A 26052-nucleotide genomic window follows, 5' to 3' on the forward strand; every position below is an offset into this window, starting at 1 on the left:
AGAATCAAGCCAAGGACACTTGCATGAAGCATCTCGAAGTTCTGTTGCTCGCGATTGGACTGTGCCATCCCCCCGAGAACCCCTTCTGTGCCTATGGTCAACAAAGCTCTGTTCTGCCAGATCTTTGTGCAACCGATCCAATCTACCGAGCCTTTGAAAGAGTTCAGGCGGAGGCGTACCGCTCAGACAGTGGCCTTGCATTCCAATTCCTGCTCGATAAGAAGCTTCAGCAGGAAAATTGGAGAAATGTCCAAAAACGACTAGATGATGCACGAACGCATTATGGAGTATCTAAGTCTTACCTAGAGGGCGGTATAACCGATTTAACATCCTCCAAAGACATTCCTCTTCCAACGTGTTACGAAAATCCACTGTTATTTATCATGCTTTACCAATATGCATCGGACATAGAACTTGCGCGCCGCGCGCTACACCTTCCGCTTTCCCATCCAATGAGATTTGGATCGCTACCGAGTAATGATATTAATGCATACACTTATGTTTTCTCCGATACGCGCGAGGAAGTGGTAGCCATAAACTATGAGCTCTCGCCATTCATTTATCATATGACGGAACTTGCAGCGACTATATCTCATCTTAGCCAAATAACAGGCGACCGGTCGGATTCTGAGCTAGTTACTCAGGCCCTGCTCTCCATGGCACATAACCCAGAGGCAAAGAAAACGTTCACTGAGACGCTAAGTTCTTTTGTGCTAGGTAAGCCGGTACGAGAACCTCAGATCTCTCCAGATGATTTTATGTTAGTAATTTCTTTTGCCGCCGGCATGGAGCGTTTCGTCTATGCCCACGAATATGCACACGTGATTCTCGGCCATGTCTCGTCTTCTGAGTTCATTCCACTGGGTGCTACGGGAGATTCTGAGCACGTAGTTCTTCTGCGTACGTGGCGTCAAGAGATGGATGCCGATGCGCTGGGCTATAAGCTTCTCCTTCATGCGATGGCGGGAGCTGAAAGTCAGGATCTGGATAAAAAATTTAGCGAGTATTATAGGTTTGCTTCGATGGGCCCGCTCTTTTTCCTTGATTGTCTAGAGCTGCTTGACGACGCTAGGATAATTCAAGAAACGGGCGAACTGCCACATGAACTAAGCGAAAAAGAAAAACGGGCTTTACGTAGCTGTACCAATCAAGCGTTAGCCGAATCTCCTGAATGCCTAGTGCTCGTCCGGGACACACATCCGCCAGCATGGCTCAGACGAGAAGTGCTTGCACGCGTTGTGCAACAAGAAATGCATCCCGACCACAATTCGAAGGTTGCTAAGGCCCGCGCAGCTGCTATGACTTATGGCATTAACATTCTATATAAGCAATCTTTGAATGCTTTATATAATAATTTGCTAGCTGATTCTAGAGCGGCGGCTAGTTACCAGCCTCTCGTTCGGTAAAACCGTGAGGAGTTTTATTATGCGATCTGACCAAGTATTCTTTTACTGTTGCAGTTCCGTCTGTTTTGAGCTGCATCCGTGGCGTAGTCCTCGCTGTCGCGGAAGAATTCTGTATTCATACAGCCTCAGCCAATGTCGGTGATAGCTTCAATTTGATCATTCCGGCCTATTACGCAAAGTAGCTTCCGCAACGGGACGATAGCGCCCGTGTGAGCTACCTTCTGCGTCTGAGGATAACATCGTTCATCAGTCTAATTACGCGCGCGTCGAGGTGCAAGCGTTGGCAGGAAAGATCCCAGAAACACTAGTGAGTCGATAAAAAAACAGGAGCTACGGATCTACGATTGACGACGCTATACCATCATAACTGTAATAAGAATAAATCAATCCTAAGGGGTTGCCCTTTGAAAAGTAGGCCTCCCGCACATCACGGATCGCCGAAGCCATGTCCTTGCCTTGTGCCATCTGATCGATTAGATCATCTCCAAACCGAAGGGCAAATTTGTTCGGAACGGGTGCCTCTGTCGCAATGACGCCCCGCGCCCCCAAAAGAAGCAGTGACTCTGGCAGAGTGAGCTCATTACTTGAGAAAATTCCAGTTTCACATGCATTGAGTAAGACAAGGGGGTTTCTTTGAAAGAAGGGACCTTTTTGTTCGTCAGCGTGAATCGCTAGGTTCATGAGGTCTGTAGCCCTCAAGAAATCAATTCCACTTTGAGAAAAGATGAGCCTCTGCCCCGGCGGGTTGAGAGTGAGCAGAACATTATTTCCATTTACGACTTCGTTGACGTACCCGTTCGATCCGTGGGTATAGACCAATATAAAATCCAATGAATCTCCGCTCTCCTTCAAGGTCTTTAGAAAGGAGCTAACTGAAGAAGCCGTAAGAGCATTTCTAGGATGCACCTTATTGGTAAAGTACGCCGACTGTTGCTGAGCCGAAAACTGTACTGGGTAGTCTTCACCTTGATATGTACCGAAAAGCGAGACGCTATCGGGAGACAGCGGCGAATTTTTAACAACTGTTCCTACGGATAGTCTAGCCAAAGAGTCGACCGCTATCTCATACTTGAAACCCCAGAACGCTCCGGGCAAGTTCTGGCCACGGGAATCGGTTGAGGCAGGGTCGTTGAGTAATTGCCAAGGAAAGGCTACACCGGATGTTCTAATTAAAATTCGCAGAGTGTGGCCATCCGAAGCAGTAAACGCCTCAACCTTATGTATAAGCCGTTTGAGATCCGGATCTCCGTAAAACAATCGCGAGTAGATGTAGTGTCCTAACAAATAGAAACTGTCTAATATCTTCTCTTCGTCGGACTCGCTAAGCGTTATAAAATCGACCGTATCGAGATCGACTGAACCATTAGGAGACGCGGTAAGCGCGTTTTTAAGATCCACATTTTCTTGGTCTGTTATTCCTTTTAGCGTTGCGGCTGCCGCTCCCTCAAATGAAGTTAACTCTCGACCGGTGAAATCTCCAGTCGGGAAAAAGCGGAGCTGTCTTATGCCGGACTCGAGTTTCTTAGAAAACTCCAGACCTTGAAGCTGGCGGACCAGTTCGGGGTTGATTGCCTCAAAGCCAACGTCAAAGAGCTGTTGAGCTTGTGGCCGGATAGTGATTATCAGATCGGGCCTGAATGTTCGCTTGTCCGAAACATATGGCGAGAAGCCACCAGGCTCAACATTATGAGATGGTGCCCGCTCTGATCCCTGTTCAATATTCATATTAGCGACGATGGCTAGACTTCCATACCGAACTGCCGTCTTCGAGTTACGTATCTCGATCAAGATCTCATTTGATCCAACTTCCTGCTTTGCTAGGTCACGTTTGGGAATGATATGAAATCGAGCCTCTGTTGAAGTTCCGGTAGCGGCATGATAGACGATTCGTTTGACCTGGATGCTACTGGTATTTCCCCGCCCCACACATAATCTACAGGTCATAGTTATGGTCAGCGGCACATCTTCGGCCGCGTTCAGAATTCTGGAATCGACAGGTCTCGATGTAGCAGTAAGGACGTTTGAGGAATTGAGAGGTCCAATGAAGAATCGAAGTAACGTGTTCTGTCCGTCAAACAGATGGTCGGGTTCAGTGGGAACCGTCGGGGTGAAGGTCGCATTATATACAGGTTGAAATCTATTGGACTGCGTGGCTGAGCCCGCTGGAAGTATGTCGCCCACGCGACCCTCGAGTATCTCCGTCTTTGCCGATTCGGCTACTAGATCTGCGCTGGCGCTACTTGCCGGAGATCTGTTCGGGCCCTTGGTAACCTTGTAGTCAATCGAAGGAGTACTTCGTTTCTCGGTAGGTTTTGGCTTGGAAGATGTTGGCAAAATCTTACTAGGCGTCTTAGGTTTTATGTCCTCTGTCTTGTCGGGTTCCGGACTCCCAGTCTTGCTTAATCGTTGTGTACTTTCGCAACCGGACAAGAGAATAATCGCCAATAGCGTGACTTTCTGTAGTGATCTAGTACATCGAGTGAATTTCATCCGGTCACCATCGTCAAATGCAGAAGAGGAATTGATCTAGCTTTGCGACAGCTAGACTCCGAGATCTCCTCAGAAAGTCACTCCTATGGGGCAGATAACGTGTTTACGCTCCACATGTAGTAATCAGGAGAGTCAGGAAGCAGTTTGTAGCTCGCCGGTCCTGTTGGGTCTGCAACAAAGCAATTATTATTTTGCGTTCCACCCTGATCAACGCTAAGAGTCAACAGTGGCATGGACGAGTTGAGAAGTTCCCAGCGGCCACTCAGTGCATTTAGCAGAGAAATTTGATCCGCGCCTAGAATTGGCAAGCCCTCCGAGCACTGTCCACTTTGATAATATGTCTCGAAGATGCTCCAGCCACGGTTATCGTCCGCCATGCCTCGATCGGAGAACAGCGTCTCCCATTTGCCCGTTTGATGATTGAAAATTGTTGCATACCAAGTGGAATTGGCCGTGATTGGGTAGTCTTTTGTAAAAATTTCTATTTCGTACGCGGGTAAGTTCTGGACCTTTGCTTGCGCGTACTTTCCAACGAACGACTGATCAATAAGGATGCCGTCAGTCGCACTAGGACCAGGAATAGGTCCTCTAACAAAGTTACCGCCTCCTGGAGCACAGAAGTCGTAAACGTATAGAGCTGGGGTAGTTTTCACCGCATTTGGATCGGCGCTAGGTTGAGTGATATACGCGGTTCCTACTTCGAGACAACTCCCATTCGGCGGCCGGGTCGTGGCGGCATAGAGGACCTGCTGCGAGGTCGCACTTGCGGGAAGGCGAAGGCTGATTGTTTTCTCTGCATAAACAAGATGTTTTGCGTATATCCCAGAATAGATATTTTGAGAGGCCGGGATCATCATCACACCTGCATCTTCATGATCCTGATTGACGGTGGAAGATAAAGGCTTATTCCACAAGCGCCAAGTTCTAAAGCGGGATATATCAGATTTGGAGGCACCGGCGGGTGCTGGAACCGGCGCTGCGGCTTTAGGCACAAGTGGGTTAGGTGAAGGATAGGGGTCGGGAGCTTTCTGGTTTGTTCCCTTATTCGGTTGCTGACTCTGGCAATCCGATAGGGTTCCAGGCGCGACACCAACAACCACAGATATTAGGAATAGGCAGAATTTAGGACGATGATTCACTAAAGTGATCCTCGTTTCTCAGGAGTTTAGTGCGAGGAATAGCGGGCCCTAATTCGTCAAGGAATAATAGCCCACTTCTTGATAATAGTGAGATATTTTATTGACACAACTATCTTCTTGTTATAAATTTCGAATCTCAAGACAGAACGGGGCGCGCAGTTAGGCCAGTTAACTCGGGCAATTTTGATCACGATTCGGCAAGGTTTAGCTTTCTCCGATAGAGAAAAGGAAGCTTTATGCGCGTGACTTGTATTTTTGAAAGAGCCCTGTGCCTCTGTCTATTGATATCTTCTCCATTCCTGTCGTATGCACAGGCGACAATGGACAATGCTGATGTGATACGCCAAAAGCAACTTGGTGACACTGACGCTCAAATAATCGCAACAATCAAGAGACACCACACCGCGTTTGTATTCGACGATGTTTCGAGGCAAGCTCTCGTTTCGGCAGGAATTTCGATGGCCGTTCAATTATCCATGTACGGATCTAGTAATAATCCTCCGAAAAGCACGACGACGACCTTGCAAAACCGAAATCTGATCTCTCCGCCGCTTCTTTCACCAAACTCAAACAAAACCACTTCAATTCAGGCAGGAGATAGTCCCGCAAGCAATGCGGTGGCTGGCGCTGCGAATTCCCATGGGAGTGGTCCGACGCCGTCTGATTTGCAGGTTCTTTCAACCATCATTCAACCTTTGGGATGCGGCGCTGTTCCATCGCCCAGTAATAATTTTATTACGACGAACCCTGTTACTCCGGCTCCCACCATTATGGGACCGGAGGCGCCGAAGGGTACGTGGGTCATGCTGAACGCAAATAGCTCAGGAGCCGAGATATATACGAAGTCTACTGTTTACGTGGGCTATATAAATCGTCTTCGCTATGGAGCGTCTCTAGGCGGAGTTGTCACTATGCTTGCAGTCCCTCCACTCCCCTCGCAGTTATTTCCATCTTCACCAGTTGCAACTCAGAATTCACCGAACACAAATCAAAAAGCTCCGAAGCCCGCCCCCGCAACGGCTGCGACCGCTGGTCAGCTGATACAGAGCCACTTCAACGACTTCAATAATTGTCTATTTAACAAAATACAACCGGAAGTCAGCGCATTCGAAGGGAAATTGGCTTCCGAAGAAATTATGCTAAATGGTGCGACTACGAGAATAAAAAGCACATTAGATTCGTTGCAGCCCATTGCCAACAGCGCTAACGAGGCGAGGGCCGCGGCCGATCTGTCGATCTTCCCAAGACAAGACATTCCTCAATTTCCCATAGCGGAGGTCACGCAACTGAGGGGTTTGCTTCAGCAATTCGCTTCCCTGTATACGCAATTCTCTCCATGGGCATCTTCTGATAGCACGGATACCACCAATTCGGCAGTGTTTCAGGCGGCTAACTCGTTGGCGGGAACGTTGACCGCTACGTTGGACAAATATTTAGATCAAGGAACCATCGGCGCAACCGAAGCCGCCAAGGGCAACGGGACGACGACAGGCATCCCTAACCCCATGATTGGGGCAGAAACCAAAGTGGGGGGGGTGCCGTCGAAAACAGCCCTAGGCACTGGAACAAACGCTGGGACAGTTTCCGATCCAGCTAAAAGCGCAGATGCCGCCACTGTCGCGAACAAGGGCGCGAACTCCAGCTTGGGTGGCGGGACGTTAAATCCGCCTATAATTCCTGTTGGGTCGAAGGAGGTTACAAATTACGAAGCAAATCGAACCTTTGTGCAAGAATGGCAGATTCAGTTTGAGAAGGTCGCCGGCGCAAATGACAGTTACTTCATCACATACTACGCGCCGCCGTGCGGTGGCTATTTTGGGCAAGGCACTTCTACTCAAATGCAGTTGACTGTAATCGATAATTGGGATCTTACGCAGAAGTTGACGCCAATAACCCTTGACAAAATAATTTGTGAACCGGCTATTACCATTACCAATGGTCTAGGCTTGTCTTTCATTTCGGATCGGACCCCCGCTTTCGTTCCCGGAGTCGAGAAAAACTCACAGGGCATTCCGATTCTGGATTCAACCGGTAACCCCGTCATAGTTCAGACTTTGGGGTACTCGACAAACGCGCTAGTCAGACCCGGCTATGCTCTTCAAGTAGATGCGTCACTTTGGTCTCCGAAGCAAATGACGTTCGAAATGCATTGGAGCGTTGGAGCAATGCTAACTGCTGCAACCGGAGGAGCAACTACTGACATTATCACCGGTCCTGCATTTTCCTTTAAGCGCCGGGCATTCTTTGTGTCGCCAGTTTACGACCTTGGCTTGCGAACGGAGTACCAGAAGGGATTTGTGATAGGCATGCCCCAGGGCAATCTGACTTCTCCCCCTACACAGCAAGTGTGGAAGTCCGGCTTTGGTTTCACCATTACATTTCCATTCAATCAAAGTACTAACACGACAACATCCACAACAAATAGCGGAAACGCTAGCCAAACCCCAACTGGAACTCAGCAGCCGAAAGGGTCTGACAAAGCCAAAACGAAATGACCTTTTGTGTTCGTGGCTGTCAGCTTACGCAAGATCACCCTGCCGCGATCATTCGCTTATAATCAGGCGTGACTGCGCAATTAGGAGAGTCTGGCAGTCTATTGTTTAAGTCCAAAGTATGAGTATGGAAGTTATCGGCAATATGAGCAGATTTCTCGGGGATGACCTACGCGATTAATTAGCACCAACGCAAAAATTGCTATTGCGGCTTCGAGTTTTCGATCTACGCGTTTGAGGCTCTGAAAGATGGAACTCGGAAGTCGGCAAAGTCCCTTGGTTCATATTCACTACTTCAACCCTCGTTGCCAGTGAAGTTACCGAAATGGCTCATCGAGAAAAGTCTTTTTCGCGACAGACTTTGAAATAAAGCTCAAAACGCCATAATGCAGCGCACCATTGTCAAAAGTGTTCACACTGGATTTCGCAGTTGGTGCCCCATACATGTATCAGATCTGCGGTGCAAACAGGACGTCTACATGCCGTTGCATGGTTGCATGGATTCACCGCCCTGGATCTTTGCTATCAGCAGGTGAATGCGTGTCCAATTTCATCAGTTGCATCGATCCGATTGAAGGAGAGGGCCTTATCTCTCAACCACCTTCGTTGACCGCAAAGACCAGCTTGTCCGAACTCAGGCACGCTAATTTCAGCTCATGTGGAGACCCTGCGATATTTCTAGGTTTACAGACGACCGTCCGATACGCTGTCCTACCTCTTGAATCTCCGGAGCTTCCTGGAGTGCCGTGGCTTTCGTCACATTCCGGCTTAGCTCCTGCCCTAGCGTCTTTGCATCGTTTGTATAAATCTTGACGTCGAACTGCGCACGCGAGACGGACACGTAAGCCATGCGGCTGTTCAGCAGTTCCCCGTGTGCTTGTGAAGAGTCCACATGAATCAAAACACGGTCTGCGGTCTGCCCTTGGCTGCTGTGGCTCGTCACCGCATAACCGTAGTCGAGATGCGGATGCTGCCTAGCGTTGAAAGCGACCTCACGTCCTGAATCCATGTTCAATTTCAGATTGCCGTCCTTGTCGATTTGTTCCACCGTGCCAAACTCGCGGTTAGCGAGCGTTTGGTCGTAAAACGGAGCGGTCACCTGCACTCTGTCCCCGCGGGCAAAGCTGCGTTCATTGTCGCGATAGACAGTCACTCCTTGCAGACGTCGTGGATCATAACTTAGTTCTTCGCCGCCACGACGCTTCACCGTCACTATGTTTGTCTTTCGATCGGTGGCCGTTACGCGTGCATATTCTCCAGCCTGTATTCCAAGAGGCTTGCTTCCTTTGGAGTACCGGATGACGTCACCTTTTTCATAATTCTGTGCATGCTGCCGATCCGCCCCCGTGATGTCTTGGCGTGCATATAGCACATGCACGCGATGCTCTTCCGCGCTGACTTTGTTCTGTGCCTGCATAGCGCGATGGATGCGCTGATTAATCTCGCGGCGAGATTCATTGTCGGGAGAGACCACCAATGTGCGCTCCGGGGAGCGTACATACTCCCGCGCAATTTCACTGATACGTTCTTCACGCTCTTTGATCTCCACCACGCGGCCCTGTTCGTCGAGATTGCCAATGGCTGCGCGCACCTCGCCACGTGCAAGTTGCTGAACGGCTTCTTTTAGCGCGGGATCCTTCTGCCGGATGATCTCATCGAGATATGCCGTGCGCAGGCCAGCTTCCCGCAACTGCGCATAAGGTCGGCCAGCTTCGACAGCCTCATGCTGCCGCGTGTCACCGACGAAAAGCACGCGATCATTCTCCTTTAATCGCTCCACAAACGTGTGCATCTGTTGCGTGCTCGCCATGCTCGATTCATCGACCACATAGAGCCGTTTTCGACCGTCGTCGTCCCGCTCCCCGCGTGCAAGGTGACGTTGCAACGTCTGCGTCTCGATACCAACTTCGGCCAACTTCTGCGCAGCTCGCGATGTCGGAACGAGTCCCTCGATCTCATAGCCTGCACGCTCAGCAGCTTCTCGGACAACGCCTAAGGAGGTTGTCTTCCCAGCCCCGGCTACACCCTCCAAGGCCATCATCTGATCACGCGTCGTCAGAACTGCCTCGACCGCGTGCCGCTGGCTCACGCTGAGATGTCCATTTTCTGCCAAAATCTGTTCTCGAACGTTCCCGTCAGCCAACACCTCGCGCGTATCCTTGCCCAGCTTCATCCGCTCGATCAGCTCGCGCTCGTAGCCCTGCATCTCGTGCGTCGTGTACGCACGGCTAGCGGCTCCTATTCTTCGCTCTACCTCGACCAGACTCTCGTCCGCGGCACGGCGTTCAAACTCTACTCGAATCTCCAGCAGACGAGCTTCACCCATCGTGTGTTTCAACGCGTCCCTCATAAGAGAACGCTCATCTACAACAGCCTCGCGCTCCATGCCGCGCTCTCGTGCGTAGCTGAAGCCCTCATGGGCCGCACGTTGCGAAGACCCGGGGCCTAGCTCTACAACATCTCGTTTGGCCGCTTCTCTAAGCACACGCTGCGGCTGCTGGCCGTACTCGATGGCCATCTGCTGATGACGCGCGCGAACCTCTTCATGGGAGAGCGGCTGCTTGGCATCACGGGTCTGGTGGGCCGCGATTTGCGCAGCGCCGGCTCCCGACGTTCCACGGGCTGCCATGTGATCGACGATCTGCTGCCGCCGCGGACTCGACGCTTCCAGGTAATCGTGCGAATATCCTTTAATCTCCGGCTGTCCGTGTTCGCCGCGTTCGATCTGGTAGCCCAGCCCCTGTAAATGCGCGGCCAGCTCCGAGCGGTAGACTGCCGTTGCGTACTGCTGCGTCTTGTACAGCTCCTGAGGCTGCAAGGCCCGAGTGTTTCCATCTGCGGTCTCAGTCAGGTTGAAGACCACTGCATGCGTATGAAGTTGCGGTGCGGCATATCCATCAACGGGTCGGCTGCTGTCATGCTCAAACTTCGCCACAGCCCATGCACCAGTCGTCTGAGCCGGAGCGATGCCACCAATGCGGGCCTGGACGTATTTCTCCATCTCGTCGAGCGCCGTCCTGACGCTCTCGTGGTGTGCCTCGCGCACACGACTATCGCCGCCCACCAAGGCGGTGAGCGATACAGACTTCGGTGCGCTGAATGTCGCATCCCATCCGGCACGATGCTCCATTGTGCGCACCATCTCGCCGCGCTCATTCTCATACTCACGCGCGGTTTGATGACGTACAAGCTGCTCTCCGGTCGATGGGTGCTGGCCTTCAGACAATCGGGTGAACTGTTGCTCCTGCACCTCACCAGCCAATCCCCACCGCTCCGCAAGCCGGCCCTGCCACTCGCCACGCACCCGTTCTCCTTCGGTGTAGTAGTTCTCTTTGGCGTTGGCAAACTCCGCTTCGTGATAGGCCTGCGCCTGTCCGGAGCTGATCGGCTTGGAGAGCGTCACCATGATTGCATCACTCGAAATACGGATGCTGCTCGTTCACTTTCGCTGGCTGTTGTTCCTGGCTCTTTTGGACTCTCTGCGGCAACTTCCGCTGCGGGGCTGGCTGCATGACCGGCTCTTCTGCTTCGATTGGCGTCTGCTCTGCTGCCGATCTCATCTGAACTCCCGTCTTCAACTTTCGCTCGATGAACTTTTCGGCGTGACTCCGCAGCTCGACGTAAGGGAAGTGCATCTGCACGACCAGATTGCCGTGCTTCAAGTAGCCGTGCAGTGGATCGAGTCCACCAACCTCGGATGCCATAACCAGGGGCTCACGCGTTATGTCACGCTGTTCGCTCTCGCGCCCGCGTGGGAAGGCGCCCTTTACACGCGACTCGCGGAAGCGTTCTACCTCGATCTCCCCGATGGCCTTTGAGATCCATTCGGACGCGTGCGGCTCGCTCGTCTTCAGGAAGATCTTCGTCGCTGGCTGGCTCAACATCGCCTCGGCAACATGGCCGTAAAGTGCCTCGACCTGAGCTTTGCCCTGGAAGCCGAGTACCATCGGGTTATTCGATTTGCGGTTCTCCGTCACCGCCGTCTTGAGTTGTGGGAGATGCTGTAAGCTGGCCAGCTCGTCGAGCACGAACCAGGTTTTGCGCCGCACTGTGTCGTCGTTCATCATCCGCAGCACCAGCAGGTCGAGCCACAGGCTCACCAGTGGCCGCATCCGCTCGCGCATCGTCGGCTTCGATGTGATAAACACCCAGCCTTTGCGCTGCTGCGCCCACTCAACGGTGCTCCATCGTCGGTCAGTTTCACTCTCTGTAGGGAGCAGCTTGAACGCATCGGCGACCATATTAAGCGACCCCAGAACTCCGCTTCGTTGGTTCGCCGCCCCGCGGTCGATCATGGCCGCCATCTCTGTTCCTTCGATCCGTTTGTCGATCTCATCTGCGTTGCTCATCCAGTATGTGAGCTCTTGCGGCGTCGGCCGGAGATTGATCAAGTGCGCGAAGATCTTGCGCGGCGCTTCGACGAAGAACCGGTTCTCCCGCCCCTGATCCGGGAACAAGCTAACGGCTAAGGTCAGGGCCTCTGCTTCGTGCGGGACCTCATCGCCTGGGGTCCAGAACGGACACCGGGCATCGAGCGGATTCAGTACCACGTCGCCGCGCCCTTCGTTGTAAAACTGCGGCAGATATTCCATCGCAGGGTCGTACACGATGGCGGCTTCGCCACGGTCGGCGATCTGCGAAAGAAGCTGGCGGATCGTCGCACTCTTGCCGGTGCCGCTGTCGCCCACGATGAGGAAGTGCATCGCCTCGCGGTCACGCGGAATACGGACCCAGCTGCTGAGGTTTTTATGCACGAGTCTGTCCCACCACGTTTGCTCTTCATTGACGAACGCAATGCCATCGGGACGACCCAGCTTCGCATTGAACTCCGCCGTCCTCACCAGCTCCGGGCCGCGCAACCGCCGACCATGCTTCCAAACCATCCGCCGCGCGCGGTCCTTCGGAACCGCCACCAACAGTGCTAGGACGAAGAATCCTGCCGTCCATTCAGCCGGCGCCTTTATCAAGTCCCGGGTCCTTTGATCTTTGAACACGAACCTGCCCAGCAGCGCGTGCAGCCCTCGGTGGTTGTACGTCCCGGTCACATATTGCAACTGCGTAATGCCGTCGCTCACGCCCTCATCCGTCAGCTGGTACCCGTGCCTCCCGTCCGGACCGGTCACTGGCTCGATCTCGTCGTCGATCAGCAGCCGTTGGCCCTTGCCCACGACGGCCTCCAGCAAGGTGTACTTCCCCGTCGCGGTCGGCGATCCCCGGCCTAAAGTTCCGCTCCTCAGATAATCCGTCAGGTAAAGTTTTTGCGCCGCTGTCCATCGCTCCCTGTACTGCATCGTCAGCGCGCCGGCAAGGAACACGCCCGTCAGCAGGATCGCCGCCCACGTCCACACCGGCGTCCGGTTCGGCCATGCTTTCGAGTACTCTTTACGCCCCCATTCCGCCATCCCCCGCAGCCTCCTCCAGTTGGGTTTTCCGCAGGACCGGACGGACCGCCTGCAGGCGTTCACGTGCTCTCTCTACCTTCGTCGCATCCGCCCGTTCGATCAGACCGCGCAGCTCCGACTCAACCATCGGCTCACCCTTAGCCGTGCGGAAGCTCAGGTTTAAGAACAGCGACCGAAGCGCCAGCAATTCAGCCAGAATGACCTCACCAGACTCCATGCCGCCGTCGGCCGGCGCGATGAGCAGCGCGTCCCGAACCCACTCGGACAATGTCTTTCCCGCCCCGCGAGCCCGCTGTTCCAGCATGGCGAACTCTGCCTCGCTGACTTTCGTGCCAACTGATTTTGTACGGAGTGGCGGTTTCATAGACCACCGCCAAAGATCGAAGCGGGAAGTAGGCCACACGTACGGTGTACGTTGCTCAGTTTCGGGCAGCGGGGCCAAAAGCTGGCTAAGGGATTGGAACTCATATGGTTCCCCATCAGCAACCTGCGTTCGCCTCAAGAGTACCGCGTTTCTCGACGTTTTTCCATTGCCCGAATATTTTCAGCAAGTTCCCCAGCTATAACCTCAGGGTACTGTGCAGCTCCCATTCTGGGGTGACGTGTCATGCCTACAGCCGATGCGAAGCAGCGTGCTTTTTCTCTGAGGCGGAACGGAGTCCAGATGGAAGCCCCAGACGCAGCAAGGCCGCCTCCGAAGAGACGGCCTATGACAAGCGGCTCGGGTTATTCTTCGTCTCGCGTGATCCCCTGAGCAGTCGCCCACCTGATGCCTGATCGAGTCAGATGCTCGATATCAGCGTCGGTCAGTCCTTCCATCCCGAACCCGATTGCATAGGTTCCGTCTAAGGATCGGAACACAGCGTCGTATAGGAACTCCTGGTCGCAAGAGAGTTTTTGATCTACCTGCCGCCCTTCAGAGAAGTAGACTTCGATCTGTCTACCCGGTTCTACTTCTGCATAGTCCCTACTCTGAACGCTTTCCCCTAGGAAGCTAAGGTCGTCTCGCAACCAGTACCGCACCCCTAAGAGTGTCGAGTCCGAAGAGCGCAGCCAGTCGTAAAAAGCCGTCCAGTTGCCGAAGCCAGCATCCTGGTACGTCGTGTTTTCGACCGTGACTTCCTGGAGCGGCCAACACAGTTCCTTTGCAAGCGTCAGTTCATTGCCGAGCACGACGAGCATACAGGGCCTAGTCATTTGGGAAGGCATATCTCGGCTCCTAGTGAAGTACGCTGTTGATCTGCGCTAAGCGTTGAGCCTGAACGCCCAAGCCATCCTTGCCAGCAGCTATCGCCCGCTTGGCAAGTTCGGCATAGAGCTTCAACGAGCGCTGAGACAGACCCTCCGGGAGCTTTCCGCTCTTGAAGAAGTCTCTAATCAGTTGCCGCTGACTGTCTCCAAGCATCCGCCCGATTGCTCTATCGCCAGCTAGGTCGAGCCCTTCCTCACCGGCCAGTGTGGTCAGGCCAGCTCCCGTACCCATAACTGAGAGACCGACGCCCGCAGTCACCCCTCCGACTACGGAGCCGATGGTGAAGACTTTGATGGCCCCCATGCCGTTGTTGCCGATCTGACCGAAGATAGCGGCGTTTGCTGGGCCGTCGATTCCGGGATGATCGAACGCCGGTGCTCCACGGGCATTCGTCACGCCACTACTCTGCCCGTCATAAGAGTTGTAGCCGATGTCGATGCTACCGCTGCCGTTCGCAGCGATGCCGGTCACCGTCCCCGGAACATAAGTGGCTGACTGGCCACTTCCGGTTTTCACTCCTGCGCAGGTTCCAGAGGAGACCGAGACACTTTCGTGGTTGTCGTCGATTCGTGATTGGACCACGCAGTCATGCCCGTCTGGATCAACACTCGAAAGCGGGTTGTTCCTCACATAGCTGTAGAGATTGAAGCTCTGAGGATTGTCCATGTCGGCATAAGGAATGGAGTCTGGAATATCACTCCAGTCCGGCGACATGAAACGCCCCATCGAACTGCTGTTATATCTAGCCCCGAAGTAATCCAGCCCTGATTCAGCGTCTCTTTCTTTGCCGGTAGAACGGTATTGCGAAAAACGTGCGTTAGTTGCACAAGCGGCGGACTCCGTCATAGGCATGTGGGCCTCCGAATCCTAGTTACAAACCCCAGGTCTGAAAATTGAGGCTTGGCCCACTCGCCACGACATTCGAGCAGTCTCACATAACGGCGCCAACTTGCAGGGCATAATCGTTCATTTTGCTTTATCTTCTGATCCCTTGTCGGATTCACCGGTTTCGTTGCTGTAATCTGCGAAACTAAAAGAACACTCCAAGTTGAGTTCAGCCAGCCCGCGCATTTGTTCGGGCCAAAGAGATGGACCACCTCCACCATGTTGAGACCACCAAGGACAACTGACATACATCTTGACGCACGGTTTTTCCTGAAGATCGCGCAGCGCTTCGGCCTTTCGTCGCAAACGATCTAGAAGCCAATCAAGGTGGTGTCGGGCATCTCTTGATGAGACATATTCCTCGGAGGACAAAAACCATGCATTCAACTTTCCGAGGCGCGTTCGGCCCAAACTGTTAGGCAATGACACTTCTCCCTTCACGACTACTCTAGTCGGGAGCTGGCTAAGCTGCTGGGTCACGGCCGATGGATGAATGTCACCCGAATAAATGATCAGTACCGCACACGTCCTCTCGCACGCGTCAGTTAGAGCGTCTAACGGAGTGAATCGTGAATCTAACTCTGAGCGACTACGCAGAGTCATGGGATATGGTCTCCTATGTTACCTATCGTTTTTTCGATTCCGTTGACTACACCGCTGACATCACCATTCGACATGATCTTTCCATGGAAATCATTTGGTAGTCCCTCGTCGCTCTTTAAGGATTCGAGTGCGCGGCCCCACTCTCGTGGCGTTAGGTCCTCGTCGAATGTCTTGTTGAGAGCATCTGCAGTTGCTTTTCTGACAGTATTTGAGCCAGTTTGAAGCGTTTTTGGCTTTTCTCCGGTGGGGGTCTTCTTGTCCTTGTCGTCGGGATTTGGATTTGCGGTGTTCGCAGGAGTGGCTATTGGTGGGGCGACAGGCTTCGATTTTCCAAAGTATTGATTCCAATACGAGGACACCGCGGCATTAAACCTTAGTGAGCGTTGTATGAAATCATGCCATAAAAACTGAAAGTCTACAGGCTGATTGCATGCGCAATCCGGATTAAGCCGATAATGACCGTCAGGATCGGTGCGTGACAGCGGATTGTTTTCTACGTAGCCATACAGGTTGAGACTCTGTGGGTTCTCTAGATTCGCGTACGGAACAGGGTCGGGATCTTCACTCCAGTCGGGTGACATCCACCGCCCCATGCTGCTTCCATAGTATCTAGCGCCGAAGTAGTCGAGGCCTGATTCGGCGTCCCGTTCTTTGCCGGTAAAATGTGTCGGGTCATTACCAAGGGAGCTAAGAGCGTCGCCGAACGGCAACGACGTGTATGAGGTGGGACTGATTGGTACAGCCTGCGAACCGATGTCTCCCTGTCCAGCGCTCTCGTAGCGCTTGGTCCCTAACCAGTCCGTTCCGGCCCAGAAGAATTGATTTGGTTGCCATGATCCGATCTTTTCCCCATCGATCGTGGCGCTCTGAACCACGTAACCTGAAGTTAGATTGTTATTGCTCAAAATCTGACCGTTTTGGTCATACAGGAAAACTTGTGCTCCATTCGGGCCATTCTCAAAGGCAAGGTGACCTTCTGAGTCGTACCTGTATCTTGACGTTCCGCCGAGAGTATCGACACGCCCGATACTGTCGTCTGGGTAATAGTAATAGTGTTGGCCCAGGTTATCTATGGTGACATTCCCGGCCGCGTCGTAGCTAAAACCCCCACTTGCGTCGGCCCTGTTGTTGTTGCCCGAGTAAGTGAAGCTTGACTGGGGAGCCGACCCGGTGCCTGATGCTGTCTGGGTCTTTCGGTTGCCGAACGAATCATAGGTCCAACCAAGGATGAGGCCCGCTGCAGAAGTGGCGCCCTTGAGTTGATTGAGGGGGTAGTACGTATAAGTCCAGTTCCCGTTGATACTGTCGTTCGCACTGTTGACATTCCCATTCGGGTAGTAGGTCAAAGCGACGTTGTAGCCGATCGAAGAGTCTGCGTTGAATTGGCTTTTTGTAAGCACCCTTCCACGCTTGTCGTAGGTTCTATTCTCGGTCAAGCCATTTCCCAATGTGCGAGAGGCCAATGTGCCAAAAGGACTGTACGTTGCGTTGGCGAAAATTTGATGCGAGTACACGGTTCCCAAGAGACCGGTTGTGGCTTTGTTGGAACTTGCCGCCATAGCGTGCCCCGCAGCGTCGCGGGTCACGGTGATATAGATTCCACCTCCGTTATCGATAAACGTGACATTGCCTGCAAGGTCATAGTTTGCGCCATTGCTGCCCGTTGATGTATTTACTGACGTTCCTGTTGCGTTGGGAAGCTGAAAGTGCCGTCCAGCCTGACGGCCCATCGCATCATAATAATAGCTATAGCGCGAATAGACTCCCCCATAGATGGCTGAGGACGAGCTTAGGCGGCCAATCGTGTTCGTCAGGGCGAAAGTGTTCCACGCGACGGTTTTTTCGTCGTAGTTGTAGAGATATGTTGCCCCGTTTTGCGGTGATGGTGTCTTCGAAAGGAGGCGGTTTAGTGCATCATATGCGTAAATCACTGAGAGACCACGAGCGTCGGTCTTCGTGATCACGTTGCCGTCGGCGTCGTAACTGTAGCTTACAACTCCTTGGGGAAGGGAGGACGTTGCGGCGGTCGGACAGGGCACAGAACTGCTTTCGGGATTGGATGCACATATCAATCGAGAAAGAGAGTCATAGGTAAAACTGCGAACACGCGGCAACTCGTTGCCGGCGCCTTTCTGATACACCCCAACAAGGTTGTTCAGAGAGTCATAACTGTAGTCAGTCTCAAGAGTTGGGGTCGGACTGGTGGCTGAAGGCTCCAAAACCTGTTTTAGCCGACCCAAGCCATCATTTGTACGTTTCCACTGATTACCTGACTCATCCGTGAAAATGACCGAGTTGGCATTGTAGAGCCACGATTGAGTGCTGTTGTCCGGTTGGGTCTGCAATATCTTTCGGCTCAATGGATCATAGCCGTAGGTGGTTATTCCATATGTTAACTCGGTGATCGTCCGAAAGGGATTCGAAACATGCAGCAGCCTTCCCATTGGGTCGTAGTCCCTGGTTACAGTGATGTTTCCACCTGGATCGGTCAAGATCGTGGTGCTTAGCCGACCGAGGCCATCATAGGAATCAGTGTTGGTAATAGCGGTCCCGTTCGTATCCTGCAGAACCTGCTTTTGAACTGACCAGCCAGCAGACGAGTCGGTATAGTTTATGCTGCTAGTGCCATTTCCCGACTGATTCGTAGTTCCGTCGACTGTTGAGGGCGGGATTACTTTCCTTATCCGGTTCAGTGGATCGTCATATTGGAACTGGGTTACCTGGCTGTTCTCATCCGTATGAGAGGCCACGCTACCCGTAAAGTAATTATATGTGTAACTGTCGACATGCGATGTACCACCTGTTGTCGGCCGTGTAACTTTTGTGGCATACGCATCTATAGGAGTCGATGGCGATCCTACGACATTAGCGTTCGAATATTCATAATTTGTAGTGTTGCCCTTTGGATCGGCGGCGCTTACTCGCATCCCAGCTATGTCATATTTGTAAATGCTAGGCGCTTGCCACGAACTGCAGATACCACCAGAGAAGAGAATACAGTGCTTCTCGGATGTGAGGTTGCCGCGAGGTCCGATCATCGTTGCTGGGTAATTCGCATCGTCATGATTCAGAATCCCCGCGCTACCACTCAAAGGAAATTCATCATAGTTGTATTGGACCATTGAAAATGGATTTCCGGCCCCGTCAGTCACAGTAATCTGCGACGGCTTATCAACGATAAAGGCCTGCAGGTATGGATATGATCGTTGGGTAGAATTAGGGTTGTTCCAAAGATAATTCGTCAACGTCTTCCGGAGCCATCCATTCGGAGGCGAGGAGGCAACTGTGCATGGAGAACCCGAGCACGCGTAATAGTCGGATTCATCCTTCTCAATAACATTGGAATAGGTGTCATATCTCATCTGCACCTGACGTTGCAGCGGTGTACTTCCATCGTAAACGGTCGTGACGATCTGGCTGGGAAGGGGAGGGGTGTCTCCATAGACCGACTCAAGAAGATGATTACTACTATCATATCGATTACGTGAAATCTCCCGAAATGAAGGGGCGCCTTGAGGAAAGATTATGCTGTTAGTAAATCCCTTGCCTACATAATTAGTATAACCATCTGGGTCCGAGATCTTCGACGTTAGTTGGTTTGACCCGAACACATATGAGGGGAAGCTATAATTCCAGTGGTTCTCACCTGATCCAGAGGATATGTAGGAATCTTTAACCACAACACAGGAGATGTAATTGAAGCTTCCGTATCCTCCGCAGTCGCCCCGGATGCCCCAGTTGAATTTAACGTAACCGCCCGTTGGAAACGTGATCTGCTGGATGGTCCCCCAGGTAGGATGATACGTAAAGCGATATAACGACGTCCCGTCTGGAAGCGATATCGATGTTACGGCAGTAGTGGTTGATGGAGACATTGGCTGAACATGGCCGGTGACATTGCCCATCGTTCCACTTGGATCGAGATTTGAGAGCTCCGAGTCCGTTGGGTGGGGAGAAGTATAACCTCCAATCGGAATTGTAGTTACGGTAATCGTATATGTTTCATTAGCTCCATTCGCATCGCGCGTTGTTAATGTATAAGTTCCTGCAGGAATCGGTCCAACTTGTGCGATAGGAAAGGTTGTCGTAAACGCCGGCCGTCCCGCACTATCCTGTGTTAGTGAAGCAGTATTTCCATTAGCGTCTTCAAGTTGGCCGTGTTGCCAAAACTTGGCCTCTCCCCAATATTGGGTCCCGTTTGGATAAATGAGTGGCGGTCCATAGCCATCTTTGGTAGTGATTCCTATGTTAGGCCCGAGACCGGGTATAGAAGTACGGATGCTTAAGCCGTCTCCTATATAGCCGTTCGTTGGTGAATTCTGGTACTCCGTGCATTGCGAATTAGGATTCGCTCCGATTCCACTGACATACGCTATGTCCATGTCATGCGTGGCGCCATTCTCGTCGGAGTAGAGATAAGGGCCAAATATCTGACATCCTCGTACGGTCGGTCCGGTGGTGCCATTCCCATATACTGGCGTGTAATCCGGAATAGTAGTTGCGTTAGAGGTCAGGAAGGGGCCTGTAGTAGACCATGGACCAGTTGGGCCGGCGGGAGCGTTGTAGCTACCAGGAATCCATCCGAAGTCGATAATCGTTCCATTGGTAGTGTGGACGTCCGTCTGCTGCAATGTGACGGTCGACGAGGAATTATAGAGAAGAGTGAATGGAATACGTGGTCCACGACCGCCTGCGGGCCCTGTCGGAAATGGAATTTTCACGGACAGAGTGCCGGTGAGATGGTCGACATCCCACACGGCGTCAAGATTCTGTGGAACAGGAGTCCCGGAAGGATTATGCTCATCGGCATAAACTCCTGGTGCAGCCTGAGCGTGACCAAAAGAAGATCCAAGAAGCAGGACTACCACGAGGAGACGTGCGGCACAGACAGTTATCCTCACCATCCCAATGTCGCCTTTCCGACACACCGGATATTCATAGATCAATCGAGGCGAGGTTTTAGAGTCGCGAACGATTTGCGCGAGAGGTCGAAAATTATTTTGAAAGATAGGAAAACGACCCAAGTGGGCTGTGAAATTCTGGACACCAAGGCGCATAGCAGCTCCGAAGAGTAAGTTGCACACACAAACGGGAAAGGTTCGCTACCTTGGCCGATGGACTTTATCCATCTTTAATTCACAGGATTGCCTAAATCGCAGATGCAATGTTAGGTCGCTTCGTTGTGCCAGTCTGAAACTAACCGCAATCTGAATTTGAGTCAATACTTTAAATTTGATCTCTATCTTGCTCGTTCCCGGATGAAAGTCAGAAGCGAGCTTACCCTTGACTAGGTGTTTAGTCGCAGGGTTAGATGGGTTGGATCGAGTTTGAAGCGTTGCGGTTCTTTTGTCCAGATGGCGCAGATGTATTCGTAGGGTGTGAGTCCTTTGAGGGTCTTGAGTCTTCTGGCGAAGTTGTAGGCATGGACGAAGTCGGTGAGATGCTGCCGGAAGTGTTCGTTGGTCTGGTAGTGGAAGCGTTTGACGGTGGCTTCCTTAAGGGTTCTGTTCATGCGCTCGACTTGGCCATTGGTCCAGGGGTGCTTGGGCTTGGTGAGGCGGTGGTCGATGTCGGCTTTGGCGCAGGCGAACTCAAAGGCGTGGGCGCGGAAGAGTTCTCCCCGTTGGAGCGCCAGCTTGATCTCCGCAGCGGCGGAACACCGATTGCCGGGCGTAGTGAAATGCACTCCGTTATCAGTGAGCACGGTATGGATCTTGTAAGGCACAGCTTGGAGAAGCGTATTCAAGAAGTTGGCCGCAACCCGCTGAGTGGCCTTCTCATGCACCTCCACGAAAACGAACTTGGAAGTGCGGTCGATGGCGACCAGAAGATAGAGCTTGCCTTGCTCCGTGCGCACCTCCGCGACATCGATATGGAAGTAGCCGATCGGATAGGATTTGAACTTCTTGCGCCTGGGCGGTCTCCTTCCACATCGGAAAGTCTGGAAATATCGTGCCGCCGAAGGCAGCGGTGCAGCGACGATCGGGTCAACTCCGAGATCGTGGCCTGCAGCGCATACAGGCAGTCGTCGAGCGGCAGCAGTGTATGCCGGCGAAAGGCAACGACAACAGCTTCCTGTTGAGGGAAAGAACCGTAGACTTCGGTGCCGGCGGCGCGTTTGAGGACGCGGACAAAACCCGATTTGCCGGAGCCGTTCTCTCCGAAGATGACCGTTACACCCGACGCGAAGAGGATCTCCGAGCCGGTCTTGAGCGCGTTGACACCGTCCCCAACCTTCAGGCCGTCTAACCGGACCGTCTCTACCAGACTGCTATCCAGTTGCTTTTCCTCAATTTTCGGAACGGCCTCAAAAGGCTCTCTTGAGAGTTTCTTCTCCGATTGCAGCAGCTTCATATAACGGTCGATTTCGAGATCGGACGCCGGGACCCTGTTCTTTAAGAACATCGCCCGCAATGGCGCGAAGCCATCCGTCCTGGTCGTTTGCCCACCGTGGCAGGAGCGCTTGCGGCGCGCGAGCGCCGGGGTGTTGTTGTTGATTGAGCATTAACCAGACCTTCCAAGGCGGTACCGCGAAAGCGAAACAGGGGAGTGTGAAACTATAGTCCATTTAAACGACCAGAGGAAACATCAATTCCAACGCCCAACACCGATGAGAAGTTGTCGACGGAAAAGATGGCGCCTAGGGTGCATTGAGCCTATGGAATGTCTGGCACTGCACTAAACGATTAAATTATCCCGCAGGCTCGGTCGGAATATCGAATGCCATTATAGTGAGCGTAACTTCGCGATTTTGATCGTTAGGTTGTACGAATACATAACAGAATGTACTTTCATCTGCTTTACCAAGGTCACGCTTGAAGTTGGGATGCTTGGGACCGGTCTCGGCAATCTTTGCAAGGACAGCAGTGAAATCTGCATTCCTGTTGAACACGATGACTGCGGTCTTCGTGTCTCTCCAGCTCAAGTAGGAAAGAAGTTGGTCTATTGTTGCGAGGAAAGCTTTCTCGCCTTTCCAAAACTTGCACTCGCCAATAAAAACGTTCTTCCCGTCGACGCGAATAAGAATATCGGTCTTTCCCTGAAAATTGAATGTCTCGCCGGTCGCCTGACCTTGGAAAGCACCGTTGAGTTGCACAAGGAAATGGGAGCGCAGATCCTCCTCTCCCATGGAGAAAAATGCGTGCGGACTGAGTTCCATCACATGCACCATGTGTTTCACGATGCGCAGGATTTCCTGATAATCCTCCGTGGAGAGAACGGGCTCCGGTTTGAAAGGGCCCGACACTTTGATCTGCTCGATCTTCGGCACGCGTCTGGCAACTGGAACAGAATAGGTCGATGGCTCCCCTTCACGCTTTTTCATCGGCAAGCCTATGGCTGCTGTCATGCCTGCATCAGCGAGGAGCCTGTCTTTCCTCGATTTCAATTGCGCCGTCACCAAATTTTCAAGCTGGCTGTTGAACTGGGCAGTTGATTCTGACAAGGAGCGGAGATAACCCTTGATCGAGGTAACAGTTGCTTGATACTCCCGTTTGATCGCCTCCGCGTTTTGATCCGTTCGCAAGTAGGAGAGCAATATTTCGCTCTTCCCAATCTCGCCCCGCGGGGGGCTTAGTGAGTAGGTTTGGGGCTGAATTCGGAAGAACTCCGCATCGCCGTCGAACGGTACGGCTATGACCGTTTTGTTGCCTGGTACGTAAAAAGCTCGCGACCGATCGTGAATCATACGCATGGGATCGCGGCTCACGTCAATCTGAGTTTCACCTGAATGTGCAATATAGATATCCTCGTCCCGGGTGATGGGGACATTGAGCCGAAATTCTTCTATAAGTGCCTGCACAAGATCGTGCTCGCTAGCATTCAATAGCGTGTTTGAAGGTAGAGACTGAACGCGTTTTTTAACCGCCTCCGTTTGTCCCTGAACAATGCCGTATATTTGGAATTTGTTGAAAAGAAGTTCATCACTCATGTTTTCAGCTTTTCTGTCTCCTCACGCCGCAACTAGAGGGCGCGCTGCCAACGAGGTTTATTGCTTCGAGCAGTGTAGATTTACCCGACTCGTTGTCTCCGACAATGATGTTTAGGTGTGGGCGGATCTGGAGATTCAGTGAAGCTACCGAACCACTTTTCGCCATTTCTGGATTGTACAGAGAGCGTCGATTTCGCCACTAAACCGACGTGCAGAATATTCTTACAAGGCAGTTATGGGCGCGAATGACCCCAGTCAGTAGGGACTTTGCGGCGACCATATCGCCTTTATGTAGTGCTGTCTCGGCGAGCGTCGGGAGGCTGTATGTCCATCGCTCTGTCAGCGAGCGACGACTACCACCGTTCTTGCAGATCCGTTGAAGATAGGAAGTCCCTTCTCCCATACCGAAGCAGGGTCTGACAAGAGGAGAAGTAGAATGTGACGATAACCGAGCTAGGATATACGAATCAGAGAATGGCATACACAGCGCTGACTACACCGTACCGAGGGTCTTGAGCGTGCGCCCGGTACCGGGCCGAGGCGGGCCGGTTCCGGCCCAAAAACATGCCAGGATGCTTCCATCCTGGCCCTCTCGAGTGAAAGGTTTGGTGCGGGCGGGGGGACTTGAACCCCCACGACCTGATAAGGGTCTGCGGATTTTCATACCACTTCGGCTTTCGCCGCCCCGATAAGCGAGTTCGTGGTCTGGACTATCCCTTCACCATTCCCCATATGAGGTTTAGGTGCTGCCCGTCTAGTCTCTACACCTTCCCAGAAGTGACTCCGGGCTTGGCTCGGGATTGCCGGATAAGGTTTCCCCGACTTTGAGCAGTTCTACTCCGCCGGTTTCCCGACGGGCACTCAATTACATAAGTCCGCTGTGTCTGCCGATTTCACCACGCCCGCATGATGAGTACAACAGAACCATCATAAAGCACGGAGCAAAGATCTACGCTTCATCAGCTAAGGGGATGGCTTTCACTCGGCCTGGACCTTTCTTCGAAATCGGCTCCTTTTTCGAACGGGGTCTCATGATGTTGATGGCGGAAGCATCCAGACGTGTCTTCAAGTGGGCTGCGTAGTACTTCTCGATCATCTCGACGCTTGTCCGACAGTTCTTTGCGATCTGATAGATATCGGCTCCTTCGAGCAGACGCAGGCAAATGTAGGTGTGGCGGAGGCTATAAGCCGTTCGCGGCCTACCGTCGCGGTCAGTGCGAAGCTTTTCTTCGCCAAGTATTGCGTTGAACAGATCGCGCGGCCATTTCGGGAACAAAAGATCGGTAGGTCCTGGCTCGTGCCACTCGCCGTTGGCGATGGAAGCAGTACGGCTGCCTGATCTCCCCGGCCCGCCATCTGGTCTTGTGCGAGCTTTCAGCCGTTGGAATGGATGCACTGCTCCGGCAGTGCTCTTGCAATAGCCAACACCACGCTTTCCACGTACTTCGATCTCTAAGATGGTTTGGCCGCTGCCCTCGTCTTCAACCACCGTGACATCGCGAAACTGAAGACGCAATGCCTCATCGGGACGTAGGCCCGTGTTGGCGGAAAAAAGAACGTAATCGTGAAGTTGCTCCGCTTCCCAACGGAAACGGGGCTGCTTGGGATCGTGCGCGCGTTTTCGCGTCGCCTCGTAAAGTTGCTTGTACTCCTCCGGGGAGAACCACGCTCTATGCGAAATCTTGGACGACGAGCGGTATGGTTCCGACAGGTCCGGCAGATGATCTATCCATCCATGCCGCAGGGCTGTCTTGAAAATCTGGCGGAGGGTCACGATTTCCTGATGCATGGTGTTGCGCGCTGGCGGCTTGCCACGCGTAGCTTTGCATTCTTCGAGCCTATGGATGCGATATTCGTTGATCTTGCCCGCCGTGATCTCAGGAAGCACCATGTTCCCAAAGAATGGGACGAGGTGACCATTCGTACGCGCATGCTGTCCACGAGCATAGGTTGGGCTACGTTGTCCCTGCGTGATGATGTCGAACTCACGCAGGTATAACTTCGCAGCTTCGCGGAACATCTTCCCGCTTTTCAACTCACCGTCGCGAAGTTTACCTCGAAGCTGCAAGTACCAGTCTTCTGCGAACTCCTTTGCCTTGGAGAGACTGTCTTCCTTCGTGGTCGTGCGTCGATTCTTGCTTGCCAGATAGCTTGCGCATTGCCAGCTAGAACTATTGGGACGTCTGTAGATGTGTACCTTGCCGCCAAGGATCGTGTGATGTTCGGACACGCGCATTCACCTCCACACTCTCATGAATAACACGAAAAATGTGTGAGGGTTGCGTAAGGTTTGTGATCATTCTCGAAATCTAACATGTATTTTATTTTCATGAATTTATGTGAGATAGACGTACAAACTGAATCGATTTTAAGTCCGCTGTGTCTGCCGATTTCACCATCCGGGCTTGCGAGAGAGGACCCGCCTGCACCATCTTAACGCATTCCGAAAGATT

At 52.6% G+C, this 26052-nt stretch carries 14 protein-coding genes and 1 pseudogene; 2 read left to right on the top strand and 13 right to left on the bottom strand.

The genetic code is table 11. The annotated features are described in order from the left end of the window. Positions 1 to 23: 23 nt before the first annotated feature. A complete protein-coding gene (locus HDF10_RS11675) occupies positions 24 to 1406 on the top strand; it encodes a hypothetical protein (RefSeq protein ID WP_183813491.1) in 1383 nt (460 codons plus the stop codon). A 330-nt stretch (positions 1407 to 1736) separates the two neighbouring features. On the opposite strand, the gene HDF10_RS11680 is transcribed toward HDF10_RS11675, so the two are convergent. Next, positions 1737 to 3851 carry a CHAT domain-containing protein gene (locus HDF10_RS11680; RefSeq protein WP_183813493.1) on the bottom strand — a complete coding sequence of 705 codons (2115 nt, stop codon included), beginning with the start codon at positions 3849 to 3851 and terminating at the stop codon, positions 1737 to 1739. Positions 3852 to 3979: 128 nt separating this feature from the next. Next, positions 3980 to 5035 (bottom strand): hypothetical protein, encoded by a 1056-nt coding sequence (locus HDF10_RS11685; RefSeq protein WP_183813495.1) that lies wholly within the window; start codon positions 5033 to 5035, stop codon positions 3980 to 3982. A gap of 236 nt (positions 5036 to 5271) precedes the next feature. On the opposite strand from HDF10_RS11685, the gene HDF10_RS11690 reads away from it, so the two are divergent. Then, positions 5272 to 7530, top strand: coding sequence for a hypothetical protein (locus tag HDF10_RS11690; RefSeq protein WP_183813497.1), 2259 nt, complete (start codon positions 5272 to 5274; stop codon positions 7528 to 7530). A gap of 646 nt (positions 7531 to 8176) precedes the next feature. Here the strand turns inward: HDF10_RS11690 and mobF are convergent. The 11 genes and pseudogenes from mobF to HDF10_RS11745 all read right to left on the bottom strand — a co-directional run bounded on the left by mobF (position 8177) and on the right by HDF10_RS11745 (position 25835). Further along, positions 8177 to 10933, bottom strand: a complete 2757-nt coding sequence (mobF, locus tag HDF10_RS11695; RefSeq protein ID WP_183813499.1) for a MobF family relaxase — start codon at positions 10931 to 10933, stop codon at positions 8177 to 8179. A gap of 7 nt (positions 10934 to 10940) precedes the next feature. Beyond that, positions 10941 to 12929 carry a type IV secretion system DNA-binding domain-containing protein gene (locus HDF10_RS11700; RefSeq protein WP_183813501.1) on the bottom strand — a complete coding sequence of 663 codons (1989 nt, stop codon included), beginning with the start codon at positions 12927 to 12929 and terminating at the stop codon, positions 10941 to 10943. Then, positions 12910 to 13293, bottom strand: a complete 384-nt coding sequence (locus HDF10_RS11705) for a hypothetical protein (protein ID WP_183813503.1) — start codon at positions 13291 to 13293, stop codon at positions 12910 to 12912. The genes HDF10_RS11700 and HDF10_RS11705 overlap by 20 nt, the downstream gene beginning before the upstream one ends. Positions 13294 to 13655: 362 nt before the next feature. Then, positions 13656 to 14138 carry a hypothetical protein gene (locus tag HDF10_RS11710; protein ID WP_183813505.1) on the bottom strand — a complete coding sequence of 161 codons (483 nt, stop codon included), beginning with the start codon at positions 14136 to 14138 and terminating at the stop codon, positions 13656 to 13658. Positions 14139 to 14148: 10 nt separating this feature from the next. Continuing rightward, entirely contained in the window at positions 14149 to 15033 is an 885-nt protein-coding gene (locus tag HDF10_RS11715; RefSeq protein WP_183813507.1) for an RHS repeat-associated core domain-containing protein, read from the bottom strand. Between the two features lie 114 nt (positions 15034 to 15147). After that, positions 15148 to 15669: a DUF4279 domain-containing protein gene (locus tag HDF10_RS11720; RefSeq protein WP_183813509.1), complete on the bottom strand. Its 522-nt coding sequence runs from the start codon at positions 15667 to 15669 to the stop codon at positions 15148 to 15150. Then, entirely contained in the window at positions 15666 to 20726 is a 5061-nt protein-coding gene (locus HDF10_RS11725) for an RHS repeat domain-containing protein (protein ID WP_183813511.1), read from the bottom strand. Before HDF10_RS11725 ends, HDF10_RS11720 begins: the two co-directional genes overlap by 4 nt. A gap of 230 nt (positions 20727 to 20956) precedes the next feature. Further along, positions 20957 to 21782 (bottom strand): annotated as a pseudogene (locus HDF10_RS11730) (IS481 family transposase); the annotation flags it as partial. 578 nt (positions 21783 to 22360) lie between these two features. Beyond that, positions 22361 to 23599: a hypothetical protein gene (locus tag HDF10_RS11735; RefSeq protein WP_183813514.1), complete on the bottom strand. Its 1239-nt coding sequence runs from the start codon at positions 23597 to 23599 to the stop codon at positions 22361 to 22363. A gap of 4 nt (positions 23600 to 23603) precedes the next feature. Next, a complete protein-coding gene (locus HDF10_RS21405; protein WP_183813516.1) occupies positions 23604 to 23765 on the bottom strand; it encodes an AAA family ATPase in 162 nt (53 codons plus the stop codon). A 783-nt stretch (positions 23766 to 24548) separates the two neighbouring features. Continuing rightward, positions 24549 to 25835 carry a tyrosine-type recombinase/integrase gene (locus HDF10_RS11745; RefSeq protein WP_221271643.1) on the bottom strand — a complete coding sequence of 429 codons (1287 nt, stop codon included), beginning with the start codon at positions 25833 to 25835 and terminating at the stop codon, positions 24549 to 24551. Between the last annotated feature and the right edge of the window lie 217 nt (positions 25836 to 26052).

Source organism: Tunturiibacter empetritectus, from assembly GCF_014201375.1.
Taxonomy (GTDB): Bacteria; Acidobacteriota; Terriglobia; order Terriglobales; family Acidobacteriaceae; genus Edaphobacter; species Edaphobacter lichenicola_D.

Excerpts from the sequence above, each read along its gene's own strand:
- HDF10_RS11675 (WP_183813491.1), top strand. The coding sequence starts at position 24 with ATGAAGCATCTCGAAGTTCTGTTGCTCGCGATTGGACTGTGCCATCCC.
- HDF10_RS11690 (WP_183813497.1), top strand. The coding sequence starts at position 5,272 with ATGCGCGTGACTTGTATTTTTGAAAGAGCCCTGTGCCTCTGTCTATTG.
- mobF (WP_183813499.1), bottom strand. The coding sequence starts at position 10,933 with ATGGTGACGCTCTCCAAGCCGATCAGCTCCGGACAGGCGCAGGCCTAT.
- HDF10_RS11700 (WP_183813501.1), bottom strand. The coding sequence starts at position 12,929 with ATGGCGGAATGGGGGCGTAAAGAGTACTCGAAAGCATGGCCGAACCGG.
- HDF10_RS11705 (WP_183813503.1), bottom strand. The coding sequence starts at position 13,293 with ATGAAACCGCCACTCCGTACAAAATCAGTTGGCACGAAAGTCAGCGAG.
- HDF10_RS11710 (WP_183813505.1), bottom strand. The coding sequence starts at position 14,138 with ATGCCTTCCCAAATGACTAGGCCCTGTATGCTCGTCGTGCTCGGCAAT.
- HDF10_RS11715 (WP_183813507.1), bottom strand. The coding sequence starts at position 15,033 with ATGCCTATGACGGAGTCCGCCGCTTGTGCAACTAACGCACGTTTTTCG.
- HDF10_RS11720 (WP_183813509.1), bottom strand. The coding sequence starts at position 15,669 with ATGACTCTGCGTAGTCGCTCAGAGTTAGATTCACGATTCACTCCGTTA.
- HDF10_RS11725 (WP_183813511.1), bottom strand. The coding sequence starts at position 20,726 with ATGCGCCTTGGTGTCCAGAATTTCACAGCCCACTTGGGTCGTTTTCCT.
- HDF10_RS11735 (WP_183813514.1), bottom strand. The coding sequence starts at position 23,599 with ATGAGTGATGAACTTCTTTTCAACAAATTCCAAATATACGGCATTGTT.
- HDF10_RS21405 (WP_183813516.1), bottom strand. The coding sequence starts at position 23,765 with ATGGCGAAAAGTGGTTCGGTAGCTTCACTGAATCTCCAGATCCGCCCA.
- HDF10_RS11745 (WP_221271643.1), bottom strand. The coding sequence starts at position 25,835 with ATGCGCGTGTCCGAACATCACACGATCCTTGGCGGCAAGGTACACATC.